Annotated in this window: 18 protein-coding genes; 14 read left to right on the forward strand and 4 right to left on the reverse strand. The window is 64.6% G+C overall.

Annotation, left to right across the window (positions count from 1 at the left end; translation table 11 throughout):
• The first annotated feature begins 67 nt into the window (after positions 1 to 67).
• Positions 68 to 1,786, forward strand: a complete 1,719-nt coding sequence (locus AC2W7L_RS07335) for a class I adenylate-forming enzyme family protein (protein WP_486003917.1) — start codon at positions 68 to 70, stop codon at positions 1,784 to 1,786.
• Between the two features lie 171 nt (positions 1,787 to 1,957).
• Here AC2W7L_RS07335 and AC2W7L_RS07340 read toward each other — a convergent pair whose 3' ends face one another.
• The gene (locus tag AC2W7L_RS07340) at positions 1,958 to 4,561 is read right to left on the reverse strand and encodes an ATP-binding protein (RefSeq protein WP_486003918.1); all 2,604 of its coding nucleotides are present in this window, start codon (positions 4,559 to 4,561) and stop codon (positions 1,958 to 1,960) included.
• Positions 4,558 to 5,691 (reverse strand): metallophosphoesterase family protein, encoded by a 1,134-nt coding sequence (locus AC2W7L_RS07345; protein WP_486003919.1) that lies wholly within the window; start codon positions 5,689 to 5,691, stop codon positions 4,558 to 4,560. Before AC2W7L_RS07345 ends, AC2W7L_RS07340 begins: the two co-directional genes overlap by 4 nt.
• 209 nt (positions 5,692 to 5,900) lie before the next feature.
• Here AC2W7L_RS07345 and AC2W7L_RS07350 point away from each other — a divergent pair, with 209 nt between their 5' ends.
• The 3 genes from AC2W7L_RS07350 (at position 5,901) to AC2W7L_RS07360 (ending at position 9,995) form a co-directional block, all read left to right on the forward strand.
• Positions 5,901 to 6,725: an ABC transporter ATP-binding protein gene (locus tag AC2W7L_RS07350; protein WP_486003920.1), complete on the forward strand. Its 825-nt coding sequence runs from the start codon at positions 5,901 to 5,903 to the stop codon at positions 6,723 to 6,725.
• A gap of 87 nt (positions 6,726 to 6,812) precedes the next feature.
• Positions 6,813 to 7,856, forward strand: coding sequence for an ABC transporter substrate-binding protein (locus AC2W7L_RS07355; protein ID WP_486003921.1), 1,044 nt, complete (start codon positions 6,813 to 6,815; stop codon positions 7,854 to 7,856).
• A gap of 27 nt (positions 7,857 to 7,883) precedes the next feature.
• Positions 7,884 to 9,995, forward strand: coding sequence for an iron ABC transporter permease (locus AC2W7L_RS07360; RefSeq protein ID WP_486003970.1), 2,112 nt, complete (start codon positions 7,884 to 7,886; stop codon positions 9,993 to 9,995).
• A gap of 3 nt (positions 9,996 to 9,998) precedes the next feature.
• Here AC2W7L_RS07360 and AC2W7L_RS07365 read toward each other — a convergent pair whose 3' ends face one another.
• Complete coding sequence (locus tag AC2W7L_RS07365; RefSeq protein ID WP_486003922.1) at positions 9,999 to 10,910, reverse strand: LysR family transcriptional regulator; 912 nt, start codon at positions 10,908 to 10,910, stop codon at positions 9,999 to 10,001.
• Between the two features lie 64 nt (positions 10,911 to 10,974).
• Between AC2W7L_RS07365 and AC2W7L_RS07370 the strand changes: the two genes are divergently transcribed.
• The 9 genes from AC2W7L_RS07370 to nhaC all read left to right on the forward strand — a co-directional run bounded on the left by AC2W7L_RS07370 (position 10,975) and on the right by nhaC (position 20,497).
• Positions 10,975 to 12,456 carry a malate:quinone oxidoreductase gene (locus AC2W7L_RS07370; RefSeq protein WP_486003923.1) on the forward strand — a complete coding sequence of 494 codons (1,482 nt, stop codon included), beginning with the start codon at positions 10,975 to 10,977 and terminating at the stop codon, positions 12,454 to 12,456.
• 212 nt (positions 12,457 to 12,668) lie between these two features.
• Positions 12,669 to 14,231 carry an ABC transporter substrate-binding protein gene (locus tag AC2W7L_RS07375; protein ID WP_486003924.1) on the forward strand — a complete coding sequence of 521 codons (1,563 nt, stop codon included), beginning with the start codon at positions 12,669 to 12,671 and terminating at the stop codon, positions 14,229 to 14,231.
• 2 nt (positions 14,232 to 14,233) lie between these two features.
• The gene (locus AC2W7L_RS07380; RefSeq protein ID WP_244195053.1) at positions 14,234 to 15,346 is read left to right on the forward strand and encodes an ABC transporter permease; all 1,113 of its coding nucleotides are present in this window, start codon (positions 14,234 to 14,236) and stop codon (positions 15,344 to 15,346) included.
• Positions 15,343 to 16,275: an ABC transporter permease gene (locus tag AC2W7L_RS07385; protein WP_486003925.1), complete on the forward strand. Its 933-nt coding sequence runs from the start codon at positions 15,343 to 15,345 to the stop codon at positions 16,273 to 16,275. Before AC2W7L_RS07380 ends, AC2W7L_RS07385 begins: the two co-directional genes overlap by 4 nt.
• Positions 16,272 to 17,063, forward strand: coding sequence for an ABC transporter ATP-binding protein (locus AC2W7L_RS07390; RefSeq protein ID WP_486003926.1), 792 nt, complete (start codon positions 16,272 to 16,274; stop codon positions 17,061 to 17,063). The genes AC2W7L_RS07385 and AC2W7L_RS07390 overlap by 4 nt, the downstream gene beginning before the upstream one ends.
• Positions 17,060 to 17,890, forward strand: coding sequence for an ABC transporter ATP-binding protein (locus AC2W7L_RS07395; protein WP_486003927.1), 831 nt, complete (start codon positions 17,060 to 17,062; stop codon positions 17,888 to 17,890). The genes AC2W7L_RS07390 and AC2W7L_RS07395 overlap by 4 nt, the downstream gene beginning before the upstream one ends.
• 23 nt (positions 17,891 to 17,913) lie before the next feature.
• Entirely contained in the window at positions 17,914 to 18,330 is a 417-nt protein-coding gene (locus AC2W7L_RS07400; protein ID WP_486003928.1) for an amidohydrolase family protein, read from the forward strand.
• Positions 18,331 to 18,431: 101 nt separating this feature from the next.
• Entirely contained in the window at positions 18,432 to 19,055 is a 624-nt protein-coding gene (locus AC2W7L_RS07405) for an amidohydrolase family protein (RefSeq protein WP_486003929.1), read from the forward strand.
• A complete protein-coding gene (gene nhaC, locus AC2W7L_RS07410; RefSeq protein ID WP_486003930.1) occupies positions 19,052 to 20,497 on the forward strand; it encodes a Na+/H+ antiporter NhaC in 1,446 nt (481 codons plus the stop codon). The genes AC2W7L_RS07405 and nhaC overlap by 4 nt, the downstream gene beginning before the upstream one ends.
• 44 nt (positions 20,498 to 20,541) lie before the next feature.
• On the opposite strand, the gene AC2W7L_RS07415 is transcribed toward nhaC, so the two are convergent.
• Positions 20,542 to 21,441 (reverse strand): DUF6597 domain-containing transcriptional factor, encoded by a 900-nt coding sequence (locus AC2W7L_RS07415; protein ID WP_486003931.1) that lies wholly within the window; start codon positions 21,439 to 21,441, stop codon positions 20,542 to 20,544.
• A gap of 18 nt (positions 21,442 to 21,459) precedes the next feature.
• Between AC2W7L_RS07415 and AC2W7L_RS07420 the strand changes: the two genes are divergently transcribed.
• A complete protein-coding gene (locus AC2W7L_RS07420) occupies positions 21,460 to 21,882 on the forward strand; it encodes a VOC family protein (protein ID WP_486003932.1) in 423 nt (140 codons plus the stop codon).
• Positions 21,883 to 21,897 lie beyond the last annotated feature (15 nt).

Genomic DNA, 21,897 nt, shown 5'->3' on the forward strand with positions numbered 1-21,897 from the left:
CTAGTGAGAGCCCACCGGGCCCGGAGCAGTGCGCACGAGCCCGGTACCACCTGCGAAAGGATGTTCAATGACGAACAATTGGTTTGAGGACCGCCCCTGGATCACCACTTTGGGTGATCTCGCTCAGGAGCCCTATGTGCTGCCGGACTCGACGCCCTTGGCCGACCTGGCCGCTACTGTCGAGGCCCGCGGCGATGAGGAGGGCGTCAACTACTACGGATTCACCCTGACCTGGGCGGAGTTCGACCGGTGGTCGACGGCGTTCGCTGCCTTCCTCTCGAGCCAGGGCATCAAGCCCGGTGACCGCATCGGCATCTATGACCAGAACACCCCCGCGTTCGTGATCTCCACGTATGGGATCTGGAAGGCCGGCGGCACCGTCGTCCCCCTCAACCCCATGTACCGCGGCGAGCTCGAGCACATCTTCGCCGATTCCGAGGTCAAGGGACTCGTCGTCTCTCAGGCCGCCTATCTCGACCGAGTCAAGGACTATACGGCGGACCTGCCGCTGGTCGTGCTCAGCGACGACCGAAGCTTCCAGACGGATGGCCCGGAAGCGATCTTCGCAATGTTCGACAAGCTGCCGCGGTTCGAGGAGCTGCCGCCGGCCGAGGGACGTTTCGCGTTCGCAGACGCTGTTGAAGACCATCTCGATGCCGATTTCGCCCCGCACTCCCCTGCCCCGTCGGATCTCGGCCTCATCGCCTATACGTCCGGCACATCGGGACGGTCGAAGGGAGCAGCTGCCACTCATGCGAATATCTCGAGCAACTCGCGTTACTGCCTGCGCAACCCGATTCTGGGCCCCGGCGACGGCTACGTCTCATTGGCGCCGCTGTTTCATATCACCGGGTTCATCTGCCAGTTCCTTGCGGCTGTCGCAGGCGGTGCCCGCCTCATCCTCAACTATCGTTTCGACCCGGGTTCGCTCATCGCCCTGTGCGATCGGGAGAAGCCCGCGTACATGGCCGGCCCGGCCACGATCTACACAGCGATGATGGCGCACCCGGATTTCAGCGCCGAGAAGTTCGCGTCCTTCAAGTCCCTCATGTCCGGTGGCGCGCCGCTGCCCGAGGGGCTGGTCAACAAGTTCGAAGAACGCGCCGAGATCTACGTCGGTCAGGGCTACGGCCTGTCGGAGACCTGCGCGCAGGTCGCCACCGTGCCGCACGGTTTCCAGGCCCCGGTCGACCCGGACAGCGGAAACCTCGCCTGCGGTCTGCCGCAGCCGGACGTGATGATCCGCATCCTCGATGACGACGGTCAGCCCGTGGGCCCCGGGGAGGTCGGTGAGGTTGCGATCTCCGGACCGCAGGTGGTCTCCAGTTACCTCAACAACCCGCAGGCCACCGCAGAGCAGATCCCCAACGGCGAGCTGCACACCGGCGATGTCGGGTTCATGAATGAAGACGGGTGGCTGTTCATCGTCGACCGGAAGAAAGACATGATCAATGCCTCCGGCTTCAAGGTCTGGCCGCGAGAGGTCGAGGACGTGCTCTACATGCATCCCGCCGTGCAGGAGGCAGCAGTCGTGGGCATCCCCGATGACTACCGCGGAGAGGACGTGGCGGCCTTCGTCACGCTGCAGCCCGGCGCCGAGGCGACCGCAGAGGAGATCGTCTCCTTCTGCCGGGAGCGTCTCGCCTCCTATAAGGCACCGCACCAGGTGACGTTCATCGATCAGCTGCCGAAGACGAGTTCCGGCAAGATCCTGCGGAGGACCATCCGCGCCGATGCCGTCGAAGCCGCTCAAGCGGCTAAGCAGGCGGCCGCTCCCGCCGACTGAGGCTGGAGCGGCTCATCGCATCACATTTGGTGCAGACGCCCCCACCTTTGGTGCACTGCGCTTTCACATTTCGTCCCCTGCATCTGGCTCGAAACAGTTGCAGGGGACGAAATGTGTTCTGCCCGCACGGAACGTCCGCAACTCGTTCAGTCGGGCAATGTCAAAGGCGGTTCAGCTCAGGCTGACGGTTTCGGCGCCGCCGATGGAGCTGAAACGATCGGGCTGGCAGGTGAGCAGGATGACCTGAGCCGTGCGACCGACATTGCCGAGAATGACGTTGAGTGCAGCCAGTCGCTGCGCATCGGAGAATCCGAAGGCATCGTCGAGGATGACCGGGGCACCGGATTCCCCATCGACGAGCGTGGCCACGGCAAGGCGGCCGATGAGCGCCAGCTGCTCCTTCGTTCCGCCCGAAAGCGCGTCGAAGGCGACCGTGCGCCCGTCGAGCGTGCGGGAGACGATTTCGAGATTCTCGGAGATCTCCACCGACAGTCCCTGACCGAAGATCACTCGCCCAAGCTTCTCGATCGCTTCCTTGAACGGGGCGACGTACCTCCGCTGAGCCTCTTCCTTGTGCGCGAGCACGGTATCGCGCAGCAGACGGATCGCATTCGCCTGACGCTGCATGCGAGCCAGCCTCGATCGAATGGACTCCAGGTTCTGCTCTGCGACTTTGAGCTTGTCGTAGATGCCTTCGGCCGCGCGATCCTCGATGAGGGCCGAGAGCTGATCGACTTCCTGTCGGTCCTTCTCCTGCTGCTTCTGCTTGCTCTCGAAGAGCTGGAGAGCATTCTGCCGACGCATCTCCAGGGTCTCCGGGTCGGCGGCGTCGTATTCGGAGCGTGCGGCAGCGGCCTCGTCCTCCAACCGCGTCAATGTTGCCGCGGCGGCCGTCAGTGCTTCGTCGAGCGACTCATCGGAGTTCGATTCCCTGTCCGTGCTCAGGCGGGTACTGAGGTTCTGCAACGTCGTCGCCGCCTGCTCGTGCGTCGACTGTGCACGCACCGCAGCCACACGTGCCTCATCTCGGTCGGCGCGGATACGGTCGAGCGCGGTCCTGGCCGTATCGACCTGTGCACTCGCATCGTCGACGGCTGCCGTCGTCGCTTCGACTCTGGCTTGGAGATCGTCGATCGACGTGGCGGAATCGTTCGTGTCTGATTCGTCTCCCGCCACATGTTCGGCTCGGGTGAGGGCGGCATTGAGCTCATCGCGGTCGTCGTCCCCGATGAGCACACGCAGAGTCGATGTGGCTTCTGCCAGCACTGCCTCGGCATCGGTGCGCACCTCGCTGCGTTCTCGTGCCTCCTCAAGGGTGGCCACTCCGAGGCGGTCGAGCTCCGCGTCGAGATGTGCCTGAGCGGATTCGAGATGCCGGTCGAGCTCGGCCGGCGACTGCCCCGGTCGCACGGTGATGTCGACGACGGAGTCGATGAGGATCTGCAGGTCCGAGGTGACGGCGAATTCCTCGGCAGAATCCTTCGGCACATCGGTTCCGTCGATGCTCACTGCGGTGTCGCCGAGGCGGCGGGCGACGATCTGTGCCGCAGCCGCCGTCTTCGCGTTCTGCGCAATGCGCAGCTCGGTGAACAGTCCCCCGAGTTTCTCGACGTCCTTCGCGGTCACAGTGATCGACCCGATCGTCGCTTTCGCTTCGGCGACACGATGTTCCTGCTGACGGATATCGGTCAGTCTCTTCCGCAGAGTGTCGACCTCTCTGCGTGCGCGGACACGAGCGAGTTCGGCAGATGCGCTCTTCGCCTGGTCCTGCGCGCTGACGAGTTCGGCCTGTCTGGCCTCGAGGCTCTTCTGCGCTTCGGCGAGAGTCGAGTCCTCTTCCTGCTGTGCGGCCGTGACCTTCTCGAGTGCGGCGTCGGCAGTCTTCACTGCCTTTTCAGCCGAGGCGACCTCAGTGATGAGTGCCTGGCGACGGTCACGTGCCTCCTCGGCACGCTGTCGTTCTCTCTGCGCGGCGCTTGCGCGTTCGAGCGCACGGTCGAGTTCAGCCTTGAGCCCGGACACAGCCTGCACGGCTGCCTCAGCGTCTTTGCGTTCGGTCACGGCCGACTCCAGTTGGGCACGCACACCCTTCAGCCGCTCAGTTGCTCGAGCATGTCGGTCGACGAGCGCGTCCATGTCGGCGCTGCGAGCCACCAAATCACGATACTGTTCTTCGGCGGCGGGAAGCTGCTCGGTGAGTCTGCGCAGTTCACCGGTCTCTTTGCCTTTGGCCGTGAAGAACCTCAGGTATTCGGATTCGACTCGGTCGAGGAAGGCATCGTGGTCGGCCGGCTCCTCCCCGGCATCGCCCAGAGCCCCGTGCAGGGCCTTGATCTCGGCCAAAGACGCCTGATCGAGGCTGCGTCCCTGAGCGACGTCGAGGGCATCGAGCAGGTCGACGTCGACGGTTTCGTCGAGGATCGCCAAGAATCTTTCGTGTGCCTCGTTGCCGCTGAGCTGTTCGGAGACAGGCTTGAGAATGCTCAGTTCGGTGAAGGGCTGTTTGATCCAGCGTTTGCTGTACCGGAGCTCGTAGCCCCCGGTGCTCAGGTGCAGGTTGACCCGTGGGCCGACGTCGGAGCCGACCGGCTGGGTGTCTTTGACGCTGGCCTTGCGCGAACTGTCCTTGTCCTCACGCAGCTGTGTGATGGCTTGGTGGATCGAGGACTTCCCGACCTCGTTCGGACCTTCGACGATCGTCACTCCGGAGCTGAAGTCGACAGTGGCGTCGCTGATTGCTCGGTAGTCGATGAGGCGAATGGAATGAAGTCTCATGAACCGCTCCTGGCGAATCGGAAGAGCAGGCCGAGTGCGTCTTGGGCCGCGACCGCTGCGTCGTCGTCTGCTGTGGCTCGTGTGGAGAGTTCGTCGAGGGTCTCCTGCAGATACCCGCTCAGTCCGAGATCGGCGAAGTCTTCGTCGGCGGCGACGACCGCCAAGTCCATGTGCCGCTCCCAGAGTGAGACGAGGGCGAACAGATCGGAGAAGTGATCGAGCTGTTCATCGAGGCGGGCTTTCGCCGCCGTCGGCAGAGTGCCGCGCAGGATCAGCCACACCGCCGTGCGGTCCTTGTCGGGGACGGCGTTCATCCGCTCATCGAACTCGGTGACATCCTCGGTGGAGTTGAGGTCGGCTTCGATGACGGTGAAGGCCCAGGTGCCGACGTGGACCTTGTCGACCTCGGCCCGATGGGTGTCGGGATCGATGTCGACGACGAGGACGTTGCCCGGATCGGTCTCACGTCGAGAGGTCACCTCCGGTGCCCCCGGGTACCAGATGCGGTCGGCGACTTCGAAGGTCGCGTGCCGGTCACCGAGCGCGACGAACTGGGCGCGATCCTCACGCAGCAGAGCCTGCAGATGGTCGGTGTCGATCGTCGCCAGCGACTCCCGGTCAGGGTCAAGGACGCTGACGGCTCCGTGTCCGGCGATGATGCGGATATCACCGGCAGCCACCTCGGCGAGGTCATTCGTCGCCGCTGCGACGAGATCCCCTTGGGGATGTTTGGAGAACCAGGGGGCTCCGATGATCTCGACCCCGGGACCGACGGTGAAGGGACCACTGTCGCGCAGGACGTGCACATGGGAGGGCACTCGCGAGGAGAATGCTGCGGAGTCGTAGATCGAGGCGGCGTCCAAGGGGTCGTGGTTGCCGGGAAGCAGGACGACCGGGACGGTGAACGCGTTGAGGACTTCGAAGGTGCGGGCGATGATCGCTCGGTCGAGCTGGTTGGTTTCGAAGACGTCTCCGCAGACGAGGACGAACTCCGCGTCCGTCTCGGCGGCGAGCGCACCGATGCGAGCCACGGCATCGAGGCGTGCGCGGTGGAACCTCGGGCGCGCCTCGTCGCTGAGGTAGTGCGCGGTCATGCCCAGCTGCCAGTCCCCCGTGGCGATGAATCTCATCTGCTCCTCCTCGATCGGTCCCATCTTACGGTCGCGGGCTCACCATATCGGCCGCCACTGACATAAGTGATGCACAGCACACTTTGCATCGCCGCCAGAGGTCCCACCTGGGCGGATGCCAACGACGCACCGCGCAGACCTCGCTCGACCAACGAGTTCCGTCCCTCAGCCATACCACCACTCGTCGACTTAGGTTAGGCTAATCATTTGTGAACGCGATTGCACTGACTGCCACCGGCCTCAACCTGGGCTACGACCGCACCGAGGTCGTCCATGACGTGAGCCTGACGATCCTCCCGGGACGGGTGACCGCCCTGCTCGGCCCCAACGGATCGGGCAAGTCGACCGTCCTGCGATCACTGGCCCGACTCCACCCGATCGCCTCGGGCGATGTCGTCATCAGCGATGCAGATGCGGACACTCCGTCGAGCACTCTGACAGCCAGAGAATTCGCCCGGTTCGTCACCCTGCTGTCCCAGTCTCGCCCGCACCCGTCGGGCTTGAGCGTCCGTGAGATCGTCACCTTCGGCCGTCACCCCCACCGCAAGCGCTTCGCCGGTCTCACCGAGGCCGATCGCAGCGCGGTCGATCGTGCACTGACTCTCACCGGCACCATGGCGATGGCCGATCGTCCGGTCGACCAGCTCTCCGGCGGTGAACTCCAACGCGTGTGGCTGGCGACCTGCCTGGCGCAGGACACCGGTGTGCTCCTGCTCGACGAACCGACGAACCATCTGGACCTGCGCTACCAGGCGGAGATCCTCGACCTCATGCGCGAACTCGCCGATGACCACGCCATCGCCGTGGGCGTCGTCCTCCATGATCTCGAGCATGCGGCCACCGTTGCCGACCACGTGGTCCTGCTCGAACAGGGCCGCATCCGTTCGGTCGGCACCTGCGAGGACGTCTTCACCGCCGAGACGCTGAGCGAGGTCTACGGGCTGCCCATCGCGACTCGCATCGATGCGGACACCGGCCTGGTTCGGGTCGAGGCCCTCCACCGACGGACCCGCCGTCCGGCCGCAGCTCACTGAAGCGCCCACGCTCCACCCTTTGACGTTCACACCCTGATATCGCACCGCCTCGAATCCGATCGCCGATCGGCCCACAGAAAGAAGACCATGACCACAACACCTCTGTCGCGCACCTCGTTCGCCGCCTTCGCTTCGGCAACAGCGGTCTGCGCACTGGCCCTCACCGGGTGCGGAACGACCGACACCGACGCTCCCGCCGATGCGAAGTCACAGACCTCGGCATCGTGCGCGGACGACTCGAGCACCACCTCGGCGGATCCGGTAACGGTCACCGACGACACCGGTCACGAGATCAAGCTGGACAAGCCGGCGGCGAAGGTCGTGTCCCTCGAATGGCAGTACACCGAAGATCTGCTCTCCCTCTGCGTCGATCCCGCCGCTGTCGCCGATGCGAAGGGCTTCACCACTTGGGACACTGCGGAGAATCTTCCCGAGTCGACCACCGACGTCGGCACCCGCCAGGAACCCAATGTCGAGTCGATCCTGTCGGCCGACCCGGATCTCGTCATCATCGAAACGACGAACCGCAAGGACAAGATCGTCGGTCAGCTCGAGGACCAGGGAATCCCCGTGATGGCGATGGCCGGCGCCGACAGGAAGGATCCCGTCAAGCACATGAAGGACACATTCACCACCGTCGCCGAGGCCACCGGTCGCACCGAGCGCGCAGAAGCCGTCCTGACCGACTTCGATAAGAAGCTCGAAGAATCCAAGAAGGCCATCGCCGAGGCGGACCCGGAGACCACCGAGTTCGTCTACTTCGACGGCTGGGTCAACGGTTCGAATGTGGCGTTGCGCCCCTTCGGCCAGGGTTCGCTCATCGGCGAACTCGGCGAGGAGCTGGGCCTGAAGAACGCATGGACCGGTGAGGTCGACCCCGCGTACGGATTGGGACAGACCGATATCGAAGGCATCTCGAAGGTCGGCGACGCGAACTTCTTCTACACCGGAACCGAGGACCCCGAGTCCGAGGACTATGTCGAGCTGCTGAAGAAGAACGACATCTGGGCGAACATTCCCGCCGTGAAGGACGACCGCACCACGGCCTTCCCCGCAGGGATCTGGACCTTCGGCGGACCCAAGTCCTCCGAGAAAGCCCTCGACGCCTACGTCGACGCTCTGACGAAGTAATCCGTGGCCTCTCCCCTGACCCGCCAGATGACGCCCAGCCCGACGACAGCGACACCGGAACCGACCGTGGTTCCGGTGCGCGGTCGCGGTGTCGTCGGTGCTCTCTCGACCGCCGCCGCCCTGCTCGGGCTCGTCGCCATCCTCGTCATCGCCTCCGCATGGCACATCACACAGGGGACCTCGGGCATCGGCATCAGAGAGCTGTTCAGTGCCGTGACCGGCACACTCTCCCCCGCCGAGGATGGCCCCAGTGCCCGTGACATCCTGCTGGGGTCCCGGCTGCCGCGCGTGGGGGCAGGGATCCTCGTCGGCATCGCCTTGGGCGTTGCCGGTGCCCTGTTCCAGTCGCTCGCGCGTAACCCCTTGGCGTCGCCGGACACCCTGGCGGTCACCGGTGGGGCATACTTCGCCGTCACCGTGGTCACGGCCTTCGGCATTGCGATTCCGATCTGGGCCTCGGGCGGGGTCGCCTTCCTCGGCGGTCTGCTCGCCGCGGCCCTGGTCCTGGGTCTGGCTGGAGGCGCCGGTGCCTCGACGACTCGGCTCGTGCTGGCGGGCACGGCCACGGCGATGGCGCTGCAGGCGGGGACGTCGACGCTGCTCATCCTCTTCGCCGAGGAGACGACGAGTCTCTTCTCCTGGGGTTCGGGCACTCTCAATCAGCTCGACGGCTCCGCGGCTCTGCGCAGCATTCCGGTCATCGCCGTCATCGCTGGTGCTGCGATCCTGCTGTCGCGGCGTCTGGATCTGCTCGGGCTCGGGGATGATGCCGCCTCGGTTCTCGGAGTCCCGGTCAGGTCGACTCGGGCCATCGGCATCCTCCTCGCCGTGATGCTCACCGCCACCGCGGTGACTCTGGCCGGCCCGATCGGCTTCGTCGGTCTCTGCGCCCCGGTCATCGCCAGACTCCTGGCCCGCATCATCCCGGGCCTCGGCCGTCACGCCGTGCTCTTTCCGGCCGCCGGGCTCATCGGTGCGATCGTCGTCATCGTCGCCGATGCCCTGCTGCGCGCCATCGTCGGCGCCACCGAGGCGATCACCCTGCCCTCGGGAGTCACGACGACCGTGCTCGGGGCGATCGTCCTCGTTCTGCTGGCGCGGTCGATGCGCACGGCATCACCGGCGACGACCACCTCGGCGGCGAATTCGACGGTGATCGGTCCCCGCCGGGCCGGTCTCGTCATCGCTGCCGGCGTCCTGGTCCTCATCGCCGTCGCAGTTCTCGGTCTGCTCACCGGGGAGCGGTTCTACCTCCTCGGCGATGCGCTGCTGTGGCTGCAGGACCGGGCGGCGCCCGTCATCGACTTCGCCTTCGATTCGCGTGCGCCCCGAGTCGCCGCGGCTCTGGCAGCCGGTGCAGCGCTCGGACTCTCCGGCACCCTCGTCCAAGCCAGCGCGCGCAACCCTCTGGCCGAACCCGGGCTGCTCGGCATCACCGGCGGGGCCGGTCTTGGTGCCGTCATCGTCGTCACCCTCATTCCCGGCGCCGGGGTCGGCCTCGTCTCTGCGGTCGGGATCGTCGGTGCGCTTCTCGCCTTCGCCATCGTCTACGGACTCTCGTGGCGGGGCGGGATGAACACGGACCGTCTCGTCCTCATCGGCATCGGCCTGTGGTTCGGGTTCACGGCTCTGACAACGCTGTTCCTCGTCCGGGCGAATCCCTGGGACACTCCGGCCCTGTTCACCTGGCTCTCCGGTTCGACGTACGGACGGACCTGGGCCGATATCGCGCCGGTGGCGCTCGCTCTGCTCGTCGCCGTGCCGCTGGCGTTCGTGTGGACGCGCGAACTCGATCTGCTCGCGCTCGACGATGACACCCCGCGGCTGGTCGGGGTTCCGCGGGAACCGGTGCGCCTCGCCGTGCTCATCACGGCGGCCATCCTCGCGGCGGTGAGTGTGTCGGCCGTCGGTGTCGTCGGATTCATCGGTCTCGTCGCTCCGCATGCTGCACGGGCCCTGGTCGGCGCCCGTCATGCTCGGGTCGTGCCCACAGCAATGCTTCTCGGGTCCGTCGGCCTCGTCGTCGCCGACGCCCTGGGGCGCACGGTCATCGCGCCGGCGCAGATCCCGGCCGGACTCATCGTCGCCCTCATCGGCGCCCCGTACTTCGTCTACCTGCTGGCCCGGACCCGCGCGTGAGGATCAGTCCTCGTTCGACCCGTTCGCCGCGTTTTCGCGGATGAAGTCGCGCAGATGCTCGACCACACGGCCGGGCCTGCGGACGGCTGAGCACAGGGCGATCTCACGAGCATGAGCGGGACCGTCCAGAGCCACCTCGGTGATTCCCTCGACCGGGCGCACCGCAGGTGGGATCAGTGCCACTCCCATTCCGCGGCCGACGAATTCGCGGATCGTCGAGAATTCGGTGACTTCGATCTTCACCTGCGGGTCGAAGCCGCTGTCCCGGCACCACTGATCCGTCAGCTCCCGGAGGTTGTAGGTCGCAGGAGTGGAGATGAACTCCTCGTCGGCGAGCCGGTCCAGGCTGATGCTGCGTGCTCCCGCCAGCGGGTGCGTATCGGACAGGGCGGCGATGATCGTCTGCCGCGCGAGCACCTCGTGGTTGACCTCGGGTGGAGGCGGAATGATGATCGCCAGATCGAGGGTGCCCGCCTGCAGGTCAGCGACGAGTTCGGCACCGTGAGCCTGTTTGAGGTCGAGGCGGATGCCCGGATGTTCGCGGTTGAAGACCGCGAGCAGATCGGGCACCTCACCGGCACCCATCGTCAGGGGAAACCCGAACCTGATCCTGCCGTGTTCGGGATCGGCCGCCTCGGCGAGATCGACCAATGCCGCATCGATCTCCCTCAGCGGGGCACGCACCGCGCCCACGAGATCGATGGCCGCCGTCGTCAGACCGATGGCGCGACCGCGCGGGACGGTCAATGCCATGCCGAGGTGGCGCTCGAGTGCGTGGATCCGTCGACTCATCGTGGACTGGGGTATGCCGAGGGCGGCCGCCGCCTCGGTCAGGTGACCGTCCTGATCAGCCAGTTCGACGAGTTCTCGCAGCGCCGTCAGCGGCGCCGTCCGAGCATCGGATGATCGTTCCATATTCGGATCATACATATCCGATCACTCATTGGACGGATGATTCGCGTAGGCGCATGGTGAGAACATGACCGCTAACCCCACGCACACCAATCAGCTTCCGGATGCCGACGTCGTCCTCATCGGCGCAGGCATCATGTCCGCAACGCTGAGCTCGATGCTGACCCTGCTCGATCCCGATCTGCGGATCCTCGTCCTCGAGAAGGCCACGGACTCAGCCGGAGAGAGCAGCGAGGCGTGGAACAATGCCGGCACCGGACATTCGGGGTATTGCGAACTCAACTACATGCCCGATCCCGCGGACGGATCGAAGCCGCGACACATTGCCGAGCAGTTCCACCTCACCCGGCAATGGTGGGCACGTCTTGTTCGGCAGGGCGTGCTCGATCCGACGGATTTCATTCACACGACTCCGCATATGAACCTTGTGTTCGGTCGTGACGATGTCGCTTATCTGCGCCGCCGTGTCGACACTCTGCGTGCCGATCCCCTGTTCGCGGAGATGGAGTATACGGAGGATCCGGACACCATTGCCCAGTGGGCGCCGCTGACGATGGAGGGTCGGGTCGACGACGGCGAACCGATCGCCGCCGCCCGGCACCTCCGCGGCACCGACGTCGATTTCGGCGCCCTGACTCGGGCTCTGCTCACGCTCGGATCCACCGAGGTGCTCACCGGTCACGGGGTGACCGGGATCGAGCGGGAAGCAGACGGATGGTCGATCACGGGATCGTCATCAATGGGATCGTTCGCTGTGCGGGCAGGCACCGTCTTCGTCGGGGCGGGCGGCTTCGCGCTCAGACTCCTGCAGAAAGCGAAGGTACCCGAAATCCGCGGGTATGCGGTCCTGCCTGTCGGTGCCGCCTTCTATCGGTGTGCGGCTCCCTCGGTCGTCGCCCGGCATGAGGGCAAGGTCTACGGTCAGGCCGACGGGGGCGCTCCGCCGATGTCGGTGCCGCATCTGGACCGGCGCGTCGTCGACGGCGAGGAGCATCTGATGTTCGGTCCGTATGCGACATTCAGCACGAAGCTGCTCAAGCACGGTCGGCTCTCGGATTTCTTCACGACTGTTCGACCCGACAATCTCCATGTCATTGCCGCCACTGGCCTGCAGAACCTCGACCTCGTGTCATTCCTCGTCAGGGAACTCGCGGCCAGCCCGACACGGAAGTTCGCTCAGCTGCAGCGCTTCTTCCCACGGGCCCGACGCAACGAGTGGACGCTGCTGCCCGCCGGGCAGAGAGCGCAGCTGGTCAAACCGGATCCGAACAAGATCGGCGTCCTGCAACAAGGCACCGAGCTCATCGTCTCCGCCGACGGATCGATCGCGGGTCTCATCGGAGCCTCCCCCGGAGCGTCGACAGCGGTGCCGATCATGTTCGATCTGCTCGAGCGGGCCTTCCCCGCCCAGTGGCACGGCGGCTGGAAGTCACAGATCGCCGAGGCGGTCCCCGACCTCGATCGCACCGACTGGACCACCGAGGATGTCGCCCGATCTCATACCGATACAGACGCGGCCCTCGGACTTTCTCCTTTCAGCTCCGAGTAGCCCGCGCGTATCTCCGCTGTGCGGGCTCGGCCGGCGAACGATGGGTCTGACGACTGCCGACAGAAGTCGCAGATCAGAAGTCTCATCTCGCCGGTCGAGACGTTGGCGGAAAGACACAGTGGAAATCCGCGAGCTTTGTGGCAGGTTGAATTGCATGGCAGGCGTTTCGACCTTAATGTGACTCACAACACTTACTGTTAGGGAGATCACACATGAGGCGCCTGTCCCGCAATCTCGTCGCAATCTGCTCCACCCTCGCACTGACCGCTGGGCTCGCTGCCTGCGGCGGCGGCTCCGACGAAGCCGGCGGTGCCGGCGACACGATCGTGGCCGAGACCGCCTTCAACCTCAAGACGATCGACCCCCATCGACAATTCGAGTTCACCGGGTCGACGATCGACAACGCCATCTATCAGACGGCCCTCGAGTTCGAGGACGGTGACCTCACCAAGCCGACCGACGGACTCTGCTCGTACGAGATGTCCGAGGACGACAAGGAGATGACGCTGACCCTCAAGGACGAGGACGCGAAATTCTCCAACGGCGATCCCGTCACCGCCGACGACATCGTCTTCTCCTTCGAACGTCTTCAGGGCATCAAAGGCAACCCCTCCTTCTTCCTCGCCGGAGTCAAGGTGAAGAAGGTCGACGACAAGACGGTCACGCTCACCAGCGCAGAACCCAACCCCGCACTGCCCTACATCCTCCCCAACTCCTCGATCGGCATCGTCAATTCGAAGGTCGTCAAGGAGAACGAGGGAACCACGGACGAGAACGACGGTGCCGAACAGTTCCTCAATGAGAACTCCCAGGGCTCGGGACCGTACAAGGTGGAGAAGTACGACGCCGACAGCCAGGTCGTGCTGACCGCGAACGAGCACTACAACGGTCCCGAACCGAAGTACAAGCGAGTGGTGCTGCGCAATGTCTCCGCCGAGACGCAGCTGACCGATATCCAGTCGGGTCAGGCGCAGGTCGCCTTCGACCTCAACGCCGATCAGGCGAAGCAGATCGATGAGTCGATGGGCAAGATCTCCAGCCTGCCCTCGACTCGCAGCCTCTACATCTTCAACAACACGGATGAGAAGATCGGCGGCCCAGCAGCAGACCCGGACTTCCGCAAGGCCGTCATGGCGGCGATCGACTACGACAAGCTCACCGACCTCGCCGGTAAGGGATCGCAGCGGATGGCCAGCCTCGTACCGAACGAGTTCGTCGGTGCCGTCCCGAAGGACCAAGCACCCGAACGCGACCTCGCAAAGGCGAAGAAGCTGCTGAAGAAGGCCGGCTACGACGGTGAGAAGGTTCCTTTCCACTACTCGAGTGACCAGGCCGTCAACGGAGTCGACCTCGCGCAGCTCGCCGAGACCCTGCAGGCACAGCTGAAGGAGGCCGATATCAACCTCGACCTCAAGCCGGCCCCGAGCTCGACTCAGCTCGACGGCTTCCGCTCGGCCAAACAGCCGATGGGCATCGGAACCTGGGGCGCGGACTTCCCCGATCCGACGAACTACAACGTCTTCATTCCCGGCGGCGACGTCGCCGATCGCGTGAACTGGAAGGACGACCCGAAGCTGAAGAAACTTGCGGACGAAGCGGCCGAGGCGAAGGGCGATGCCCGCGACGCCGCCTACGCGAAGCTGTTCAAGGCGACCACCGACACCGCGGTGTGGATCCCGCTCGTCCAGCCGGTCAGCACCATCGCCGTCGGTTCGGGCATCACGAAATTCGTGTCCAACGCCGACGTCTCGTTCGACTTCGCAAAGGCAGAGTGAGGATGGCGGAAGCCACCACAGCGCCGCACGATGCTCCTGCCGCGTCCGCCTCTGGTGAGACGGACGCGGCGCAGCGGATCAAACCGCCGAAGCTCCACCCGCTCCTCCGATTCATCCTCATCCGGATCGGGATCTCGATCATCCTGATCTGGGGCGTGACCGTGGTGACGTTCCTGCTCACCAACCTCGTGCCCACCGACCCGGTCGCGGCCATCCTCGGCGACCGGGCGGCAGCAGATCCGGAGATCGTCGCGCAGACACGGGAGAAGCTCGGCCTCGACCAGCCGCTCCTCGTCCAGTACTTCACCTACCTGGGCAATCTGCTCCAAGGAGATCTGGGCGTCTCCAACCAGACCCGCACGCCCGTGCTCGCCTCGATCGGTCAGGTCTTCCCCGCATCGATCGAACTCGGCATCGGAGCGATTCTCATCTCCGTCCTCCTCGGACTGCTGCTCGGTCTGCTCAGCGCTCTCAAACAGAACAGCATCGTCGACCACGCGATCCGCACCCTCAGCCTTATCGGCATCTCGGCGCCGACGTTCTGGATCGCCACCGTCGCCTACTTCGTGTTCTTCTTCCAGCTGCGAGTCGTCCCCGGCGCCGGACGACTCGACCCCTGGATCACCCCGCCGCCGAAGGTGACAGGCCTCTACACCGTCGACTCCCTCTTGGCGGGACAGATGGCGACATTCGCCAACGCTCTGGGCCACCTCGTTCTGCCCTCGTGCGTTCTCGCTCTCTTCACCATCGGTCTGCTCACCCGGTTCAGCCGCTCCAGCGTTCTCGACATCATCCGGCTCGACTACGTCACTGCGGCCAAGGCGAAGGGCCTGCCGGCACGGACAGTGGTCTTCAAATACATCTTCCGCGGCGCCTTGGTCCCGATCATCACCGTCGTCGGTCTGGCGTTCGGTTCTCTGCTCTCCGGTGCGGTGCTGACCGAAACCGTCTTCGCCTGGAACGGACTCGGCCAATACGCCTACCGCGGGGCAACCACATTGGACCTGCCTGTCATCATGGGTGTGGGCCTCGTCATCGGCATCGTCTACATCCTCGTGAACTTCATCGTCGACCTGATCTACGGCTTCGTGGATCCGAGAGTGAGGGTGAGATGAGCATCGGCACCCCGAAACAGCCCACCAATGCCCCCATCACCGAGGCGGCCCGCCGCGATCCCGTCGACCCCGGCCGGAAGAGGTGGCAGTTCCGCTTCCCGAAGGCCCTGCGCACTCCGCTGGGATTCGTGGGGGCCGGGATCCTCGTGATCTGGCTGCTCGTGGCGATCTTCGCACCGCTGCTGGCCCCGTTCGATCCTCTGGCGCAGAACTTCCCGCGGCTGTCGGCTCCCAACGGTGTGAATCTTCTCGGCACCGACACACTGGGTCGGGACGTGCTCTCCCGCATCCTCGTCGCCGCCCGCACCACCCTGCCCGCCGCGGTGTTCGTCGTCATCTGTTCGGCACTGCTGGGCTCGGTGCTCGGCGCCATCGCCGGATACTTCGGTCGAGCTGTCGACGAGATCATCATGCGCATCGCCGATCTCGTGTTCGCCTTCCCCACCATCATCCTCGCCATGGTCATCGCAGCCGCCCTCGGACCGGGGCTGAAGAACGCGATCATCGCGATCCTGCTCGTCTCGTGGCCGTCCTACGCCCGTGTCACCAGATCGCTGGTGATGACGGCGCGCGGCAGCGAGTACGTCATCGCCGGACGCCTGCTCGGATTCAGTGCGGGCCGATCACTGGCCCGCGAAATCGCACCGAACGTCATCTCCCCGGTCGTTGTGCTCGCCACCCTCGATGTCGGTTCGGCGATCCTCACGATGGCCGGTCTGTCGTTCCTGTCTCTCGGCGCCGTTCCGCCGACGCCGGACTGGGGCGCGATGATCAGCGAAGGAGTCTCTCAGTTCGCGGCCTGGTGGATCGCGTTCTTCCCCGGACTCTGCATCCTCACCATCGTCATGGCGTTCAACTTCATCGGCGACAGTCTGCGCGACACTCTCGACCCGCATACCGCCCAGGAAGTCGGTGAGACGACCTCATGAGCATGATCAGCATCAGAGACCTCAATCTGTCGGTCACCTCAGGGAAGAAGACCACTCATATCCTCAAGGACGTCTCCTTCGACCTCGACGCAGGTCGCATCACAGGCGTCGCAGGAGCCTCAGGTTCCGGTAAGACCCAGACCGGTCTCGCCGTAATGGGACTCTCCCCTGCAGGCGCGGAGCTGAGCGGAAGCATCGACTTCGATGGAGTCGAACTGGTGGGAATGCCCGCCAAACAGCACAACCGTCTGCGCGGAGTGCAGCTGTCGATGGTCTTCCAGGATCCGGCCTCAGCGTTCCATCCCATGCTCACTGTCGGCGACCAGATCACCGACCACCTTCGCCACCACCAGAAGGTGTCGAAGAGAGCCGCCCTGGCCAAGGCCATCGAGATCCTCAGCCGAACCAGGGTTCCGCGTCCGGAAGAAGCGGTGAAGAAATACCCCCACCAGTTCTCCGGCGGACAGCTGCAGCGAATCGCATTCGCCTCAGCGATCATCTGCGACCCCAAGGTCCTCATCGCCGACGAACCGACCACGGCACTCGATGTCACCGTTCAGGCGGGCATCCTCCGCCTGCTGCGCGAACTCTGCGACGATCTCGACCTCGCGGTGCTGCTGGTCACCCACGACTTCGGAGTGCTCTCCTCGGTCGCGGACACCATCGTCGTCATGAAGAACGGTGTCGTCGTCGAAACCGGTGAACGGGAGGCTGTCATCACCGCTCCTCAACACGAATACACGCGTTCGCTCATCGAATCGCTGCCACAAGCGGAGGTCTCCCCATGACATCGATCGACCAGGCTCCCACCGCCACCGCCGGTCACTCCCCCACAGCTGATGCTCCTCTGCTGTCGCTCGATTCCGTGGCGTGCGAGTACAAACTCGACGGCGGAGGTCGCTTCCGGGCAGTCAACGGAGTGTCTCTGCAGCTGGGTCGGTCGGAAGTGCTCGGACTCGTCGGCGAATCCGGCTGCGGAAAGTCGACTCTGGCCAAACTCATCTGCGGATTGGAGAAACTCGCGGCCGGCTCCATCACCTTCGATGGCAACCCGGTCAGAGCCCTCGGTCTGAAGAAGAGAGCGAAGGAACTGCTCGGGATTCAGATGGTCTTCCAGAATCCCTACGCGTCTCTCAACCCGCGCCGGCGCATCCGCGACCAGCTCGACGATGCGCTGGCCCTCAATCCTGAGGGCACGTGGACCGTCGAAACGCTGTTGGACGCCGTCGACCTGCCGACCGACTCCGCACAGCGCTATTCGCATTCGTTCTCCGGCGGACAGAGGCAGCGCATCGCCATCGCTCGAGCCCTGGCTGCAGGTCCGAAGGTGCTCGTCGGTGATGAACCCATCGCCTCACTCGATGCGTTCCTCCAGGCACGGATCGCTCGAATGATGCGCGACCTCGCCATCGACTCCGGGGCCTCGATGATCTTCATCAGCCACGATCTCTCGATCGTTCGCGATATTGCCGACAGGGTCGCAGTGATGGAAGCGGGTAGGATCGTCGAGGTCGGTTCGACGGAACAGATCTGGAACGATCCGAACCACCCCTATACACAGAAACTCCTCGCTGCCATCCCGAAGGTGGACGGCAAGGGGTTCATACCTGGTTAGCCACGACAAGGAGAGGCCATGACATGGTGATATTGCTGCAAGGGGCCGAAGTCTTCGCCCCGGAACGACTCGGTCAGCAGGACATTCTCATCGAGGGGCAGCAGATCACCTACATCGGGGAGGCCCCCGTCGAAGCGGTGACCGACCTGCCGCATGCCTCTGTCATCGATGCCCGCGGTCTGACCGCCGTGCCGGGGTTCATCGACCCGCACGTCCACATCGCCGGTGGCGGTGGTGAGGGCGGTTACGCCAACCGCACCCCGGAGATCCTCGTCAGCGACATCGTCAGCGCCGGGGTGACCACAGTCGTCGGCTGCTTGGGCACCGACGGAGTGACTCGCAGCCACGCGGATCTCCTCGCCAAGGCCGCGGGCTCGAGGCCGACGGCATCTCCACATATATCTACACAGGCAGCTACCAGGTCCCGGCACGAACGCTGACCGGCACCGTCGTCGACGATGTCGTCCTCATCGACAAGGTCATCGGCGTCGGCGAGGTTGCGATCTCGGATCGGCGTTCCTTCCAACCGACGGTAGAAGCATTGGCCGAGCTCGTCAGCCACAGCCATGTCGGTGGGCTGCTCAGCGGCAAAGCGGGCGTCACCCACTTCCATGTCGGACCGTACTCGTCGCGTCTGGCCCCTCTGCACCGGCTGCTCGACGAGTACCCGATCGCCCCGCAGGCCGTCTATGCCACTCACATCACCAGGAGCACCGAGCTCCTGGCCGATGCGGTGAGCCTCGCAGCCAAGGGCGCCACCGTTGACATGACCGCTGGCTCGACGACCGCAGAGTCGGTCAGAGACTACATCGAACTCGGCGGCGACCTCACCCGACTCACTCTGTCGTCGGACGCCAACGGCAGTCTGCCCGAATTCGACGCGGACGGGCGGCTGATCGGCTTGGAAGTGGCCAAGCAGACCACCCTCTTCGAACAGGTGTGGGAGTGTGCCGAATTGCCCGGTATGGACCTGTCTCAGGCCCTCGCCCTCGTCACCTCCAATACGGCTGATGCTCTCGTGCTCGGGCACAAGGGCCGTCTCCGAAGCGGGTGCGACGCCGACGTCCTCCTCACCGATGACCAACACACTATCCGACTCGCCTTTTCCCGGGGACGCGAGATCGTCCGCGACGGCGAACCCCAGATCCGAGGAACTTTCGAATGAGCCGCGAACCCGGCACCACGACGACCCACACGGCCGACGCCGAGGAGAAGCTCCCGCCGCTGGGATGGTCTCTGGTTCCCCTGGGCGCGATGCTCGTGCTGCTGGCTGTGGGCTACGGCGTCCTCGGCCTCGCCCCGGAGCCGCTGTTGATCCTGTCTGCGATCATCGCCGGCTTGGTGGCTCTGCGCATGGGGTTGACCTGGGAGGATATGCTGCTGGGGATCAGAGAGAAGCTCGATACGGCGATGCCGGCTCTGCTTGTGCTCATCTCCATCGGCATCCTCATCGGCACATGGATGATCGCCGGGACCATTCCGATGATGATCTACTACGGTCTCGGCCTCATCAGCGCGAAGTTCATCGTCCTCATCGCCTTTGTCATCTCGGCGATCGTCTCGGTCATCACGGGAACGTCCTGGGGTTCGGCCGGAACAGTGGGCGTGGCCCTCATGGGCATCGCCACGGGCCTCGACGCCCCGCTGGCAGCGACAGCAGGAGCGATTGTCGCGGGCGCGTACTTCGGCGACAAGCTGTCTCCACTGTCGGATACGACGAATCTGGCACCGATAGCTGCGGGAACCACCCTGTGGGAGCACATTCGCCACATGCTCTACACCACGATTCCAGCCACACTCGTGGCGCTGGCGCTCTACCTGTTCGTCGGCATCAATCAGCAATCGGGCAGCACCGATTCGGACCAGATCAGCGCCGTCACAGGTACCTTGGACGGTCTGTTCTCCTTCAACGTCCTCCTGCTTCTGCCGATGGTCATCGTCCTCGCCGGAGCCGTGCTCAAACTGCCGACGCTGCCGACGATCATCGGATCGTCACTGGTAGCGGGGATCCTTGCGGCGATCTTCCAGAAGGTCAGCGTCGAATCGATCTTCGCCTCGACGGTCGACGGATTCACCCCGGACATGCTCGAAGTCGGGCCCTCAAAGCTCGAGAGTCTGGACCCCGATGTCGTCGAGTTGGTGTCGCAGGGCGGGATGGCGTCGATGACCGGTGTCATCCTCATCGCGTTCAGTGCCTTCGCGTTCGCCGGAATAATGTCGCGGTCCGGTGCCCTCGAAACCATCATCCGCTCGCTGTTGAAGTTCGTGAAGCGCACGGGAGACCTCGTTCTCTCAACTGTCCTGTCATGCATCACGATGGCCGTCGTGACCGGCAACTCTTACCTCTCGATCATCGTGCCGGGCGAACTGTTCAAGAGGGCCTACGCCGACCGCGGCCTGGATGCCAAGAACCTCTCGCGGACCCTCGAGGACTCCGGCACCGTTGTAGTCCCACTCATTCCGTGGTCCTCAGCGGGCGTCTACATGGCAGGCGTCCTTGGGGTCTCCGTCCTCGACTACGCACCGTGGGCGGTGTTCTGCTATGTCGGCTTCGCGTTCGCCATCATCCTCGGCTACACCGGGTTCGGCATCGCCAAACGTCGCTGAGACGCCTGATCGGATGATCTTTCCTCGACGCTTCCGGGCCACTTTCAATTTCGGCTGATGCGCGCAGTCTTCCGCTGCGCGTACTCGGCCGGACTGAAGCCGGTGACGCGAACGAACTCCGTGCCGAAATGCGATTGGTCGAACCAGCCGAAGTGCGCGCCGAGGTCGGCCAGAGTTCCGTCCCACCCGCGGTCGATCGCTGCGACCGCGTCGATGATCCGCGCCCTGGCCAAGACCTTCTTCACTCCGACTCCGCAGAAGCTGCTGAACATCCGCTGCAGCGTACGCTCACCGATATCGGCTCTCTCCGCGAGGATCTTCAGGCTCACGACTTCAGGGTCGGACAGTATGTCGAGCACCCGTTTCAGCCGTTCGAACGACGGGGTCATCTCCGGCCGCCAGGACAGCAGCCAACTTTCCACCGAAGCGGCCAATTCGCTGAAGTCGGGCGCCCCGGCTCTCTGCGAACGCGCAAACATCTCGGAGAGTCCGAGGTCGGCATCCAGCCTCGGAAACCACAGTTCGGCAGGGACGGTCGAATCACGGATGCTCGCCGGCTTCTCCTCGGAGAACGCCAGTGTCGCACCCGGCTGAAAGTTCACGCCGAAGACTCCGCCGCGTCCGAAGATTCCCACATCGAAGCGCCGCTTGGTGACCGGACCGGTCACCCACGCTCCGGGGCCGTCCACGTGCGCCCGTCGGCTGTTGCCGAACTCGAAGGTCAGATGGATGGTCGGTTCGGACAAGGTCGCCGTCTGATAGCTCTCGCCCTCCGGCAGATCCCATTCGACAGCCCAATAGCGTTTGACGAACGGGCGCAGGCGCTCGGCGACGACACGAACGGACGAATAGCGCGCATGCTCGAGCATCTCCCCCGGCTTGAGCACACGTCCGAAGAAGTGCTGCGGCAGTGACGCATTTTTCCTAGTGACGTCGTCGTCCATGGCACAAGAATGTCAGACATGACTGAAACACAGAAGACCGACACCACCGCGACCACCGCCGACGACTCCACCACAGCACCCGTCGCCACACTGGCGATGGTCACCCTTGACGCCCCGAACGCTGCCGTTCTCGGAGAGTTCTACTCTTCCGTCCTCGGCTGGCCCATCGCCTATACGGACGAGAACTATGCAATGCTCACCGGTCCCAGCCATGCACTTGGCATCGGCACGATCCCGGACTACCAGCGACCGAGCTGGCCCGACGACGGACACAAGCAGTTCCACCTCGACCTCACCGCTGACGACATCCAAGCGGCAGCCGATCGCTGCGTCGAACTCGGAGCCACCCGAGCCGAGCCGCAGCCCGGTGAAACCTGGGTCGTTCTCCTCGATCCCGCCGGTCATCCGTTCTGCCTCTCGGACGCGAAGAATTGGGGCTGAGCAGCCCCGCAGACC

The organism is Brevibacterium sp. LAARM3_SD1, from assembly GCF_057364765.1.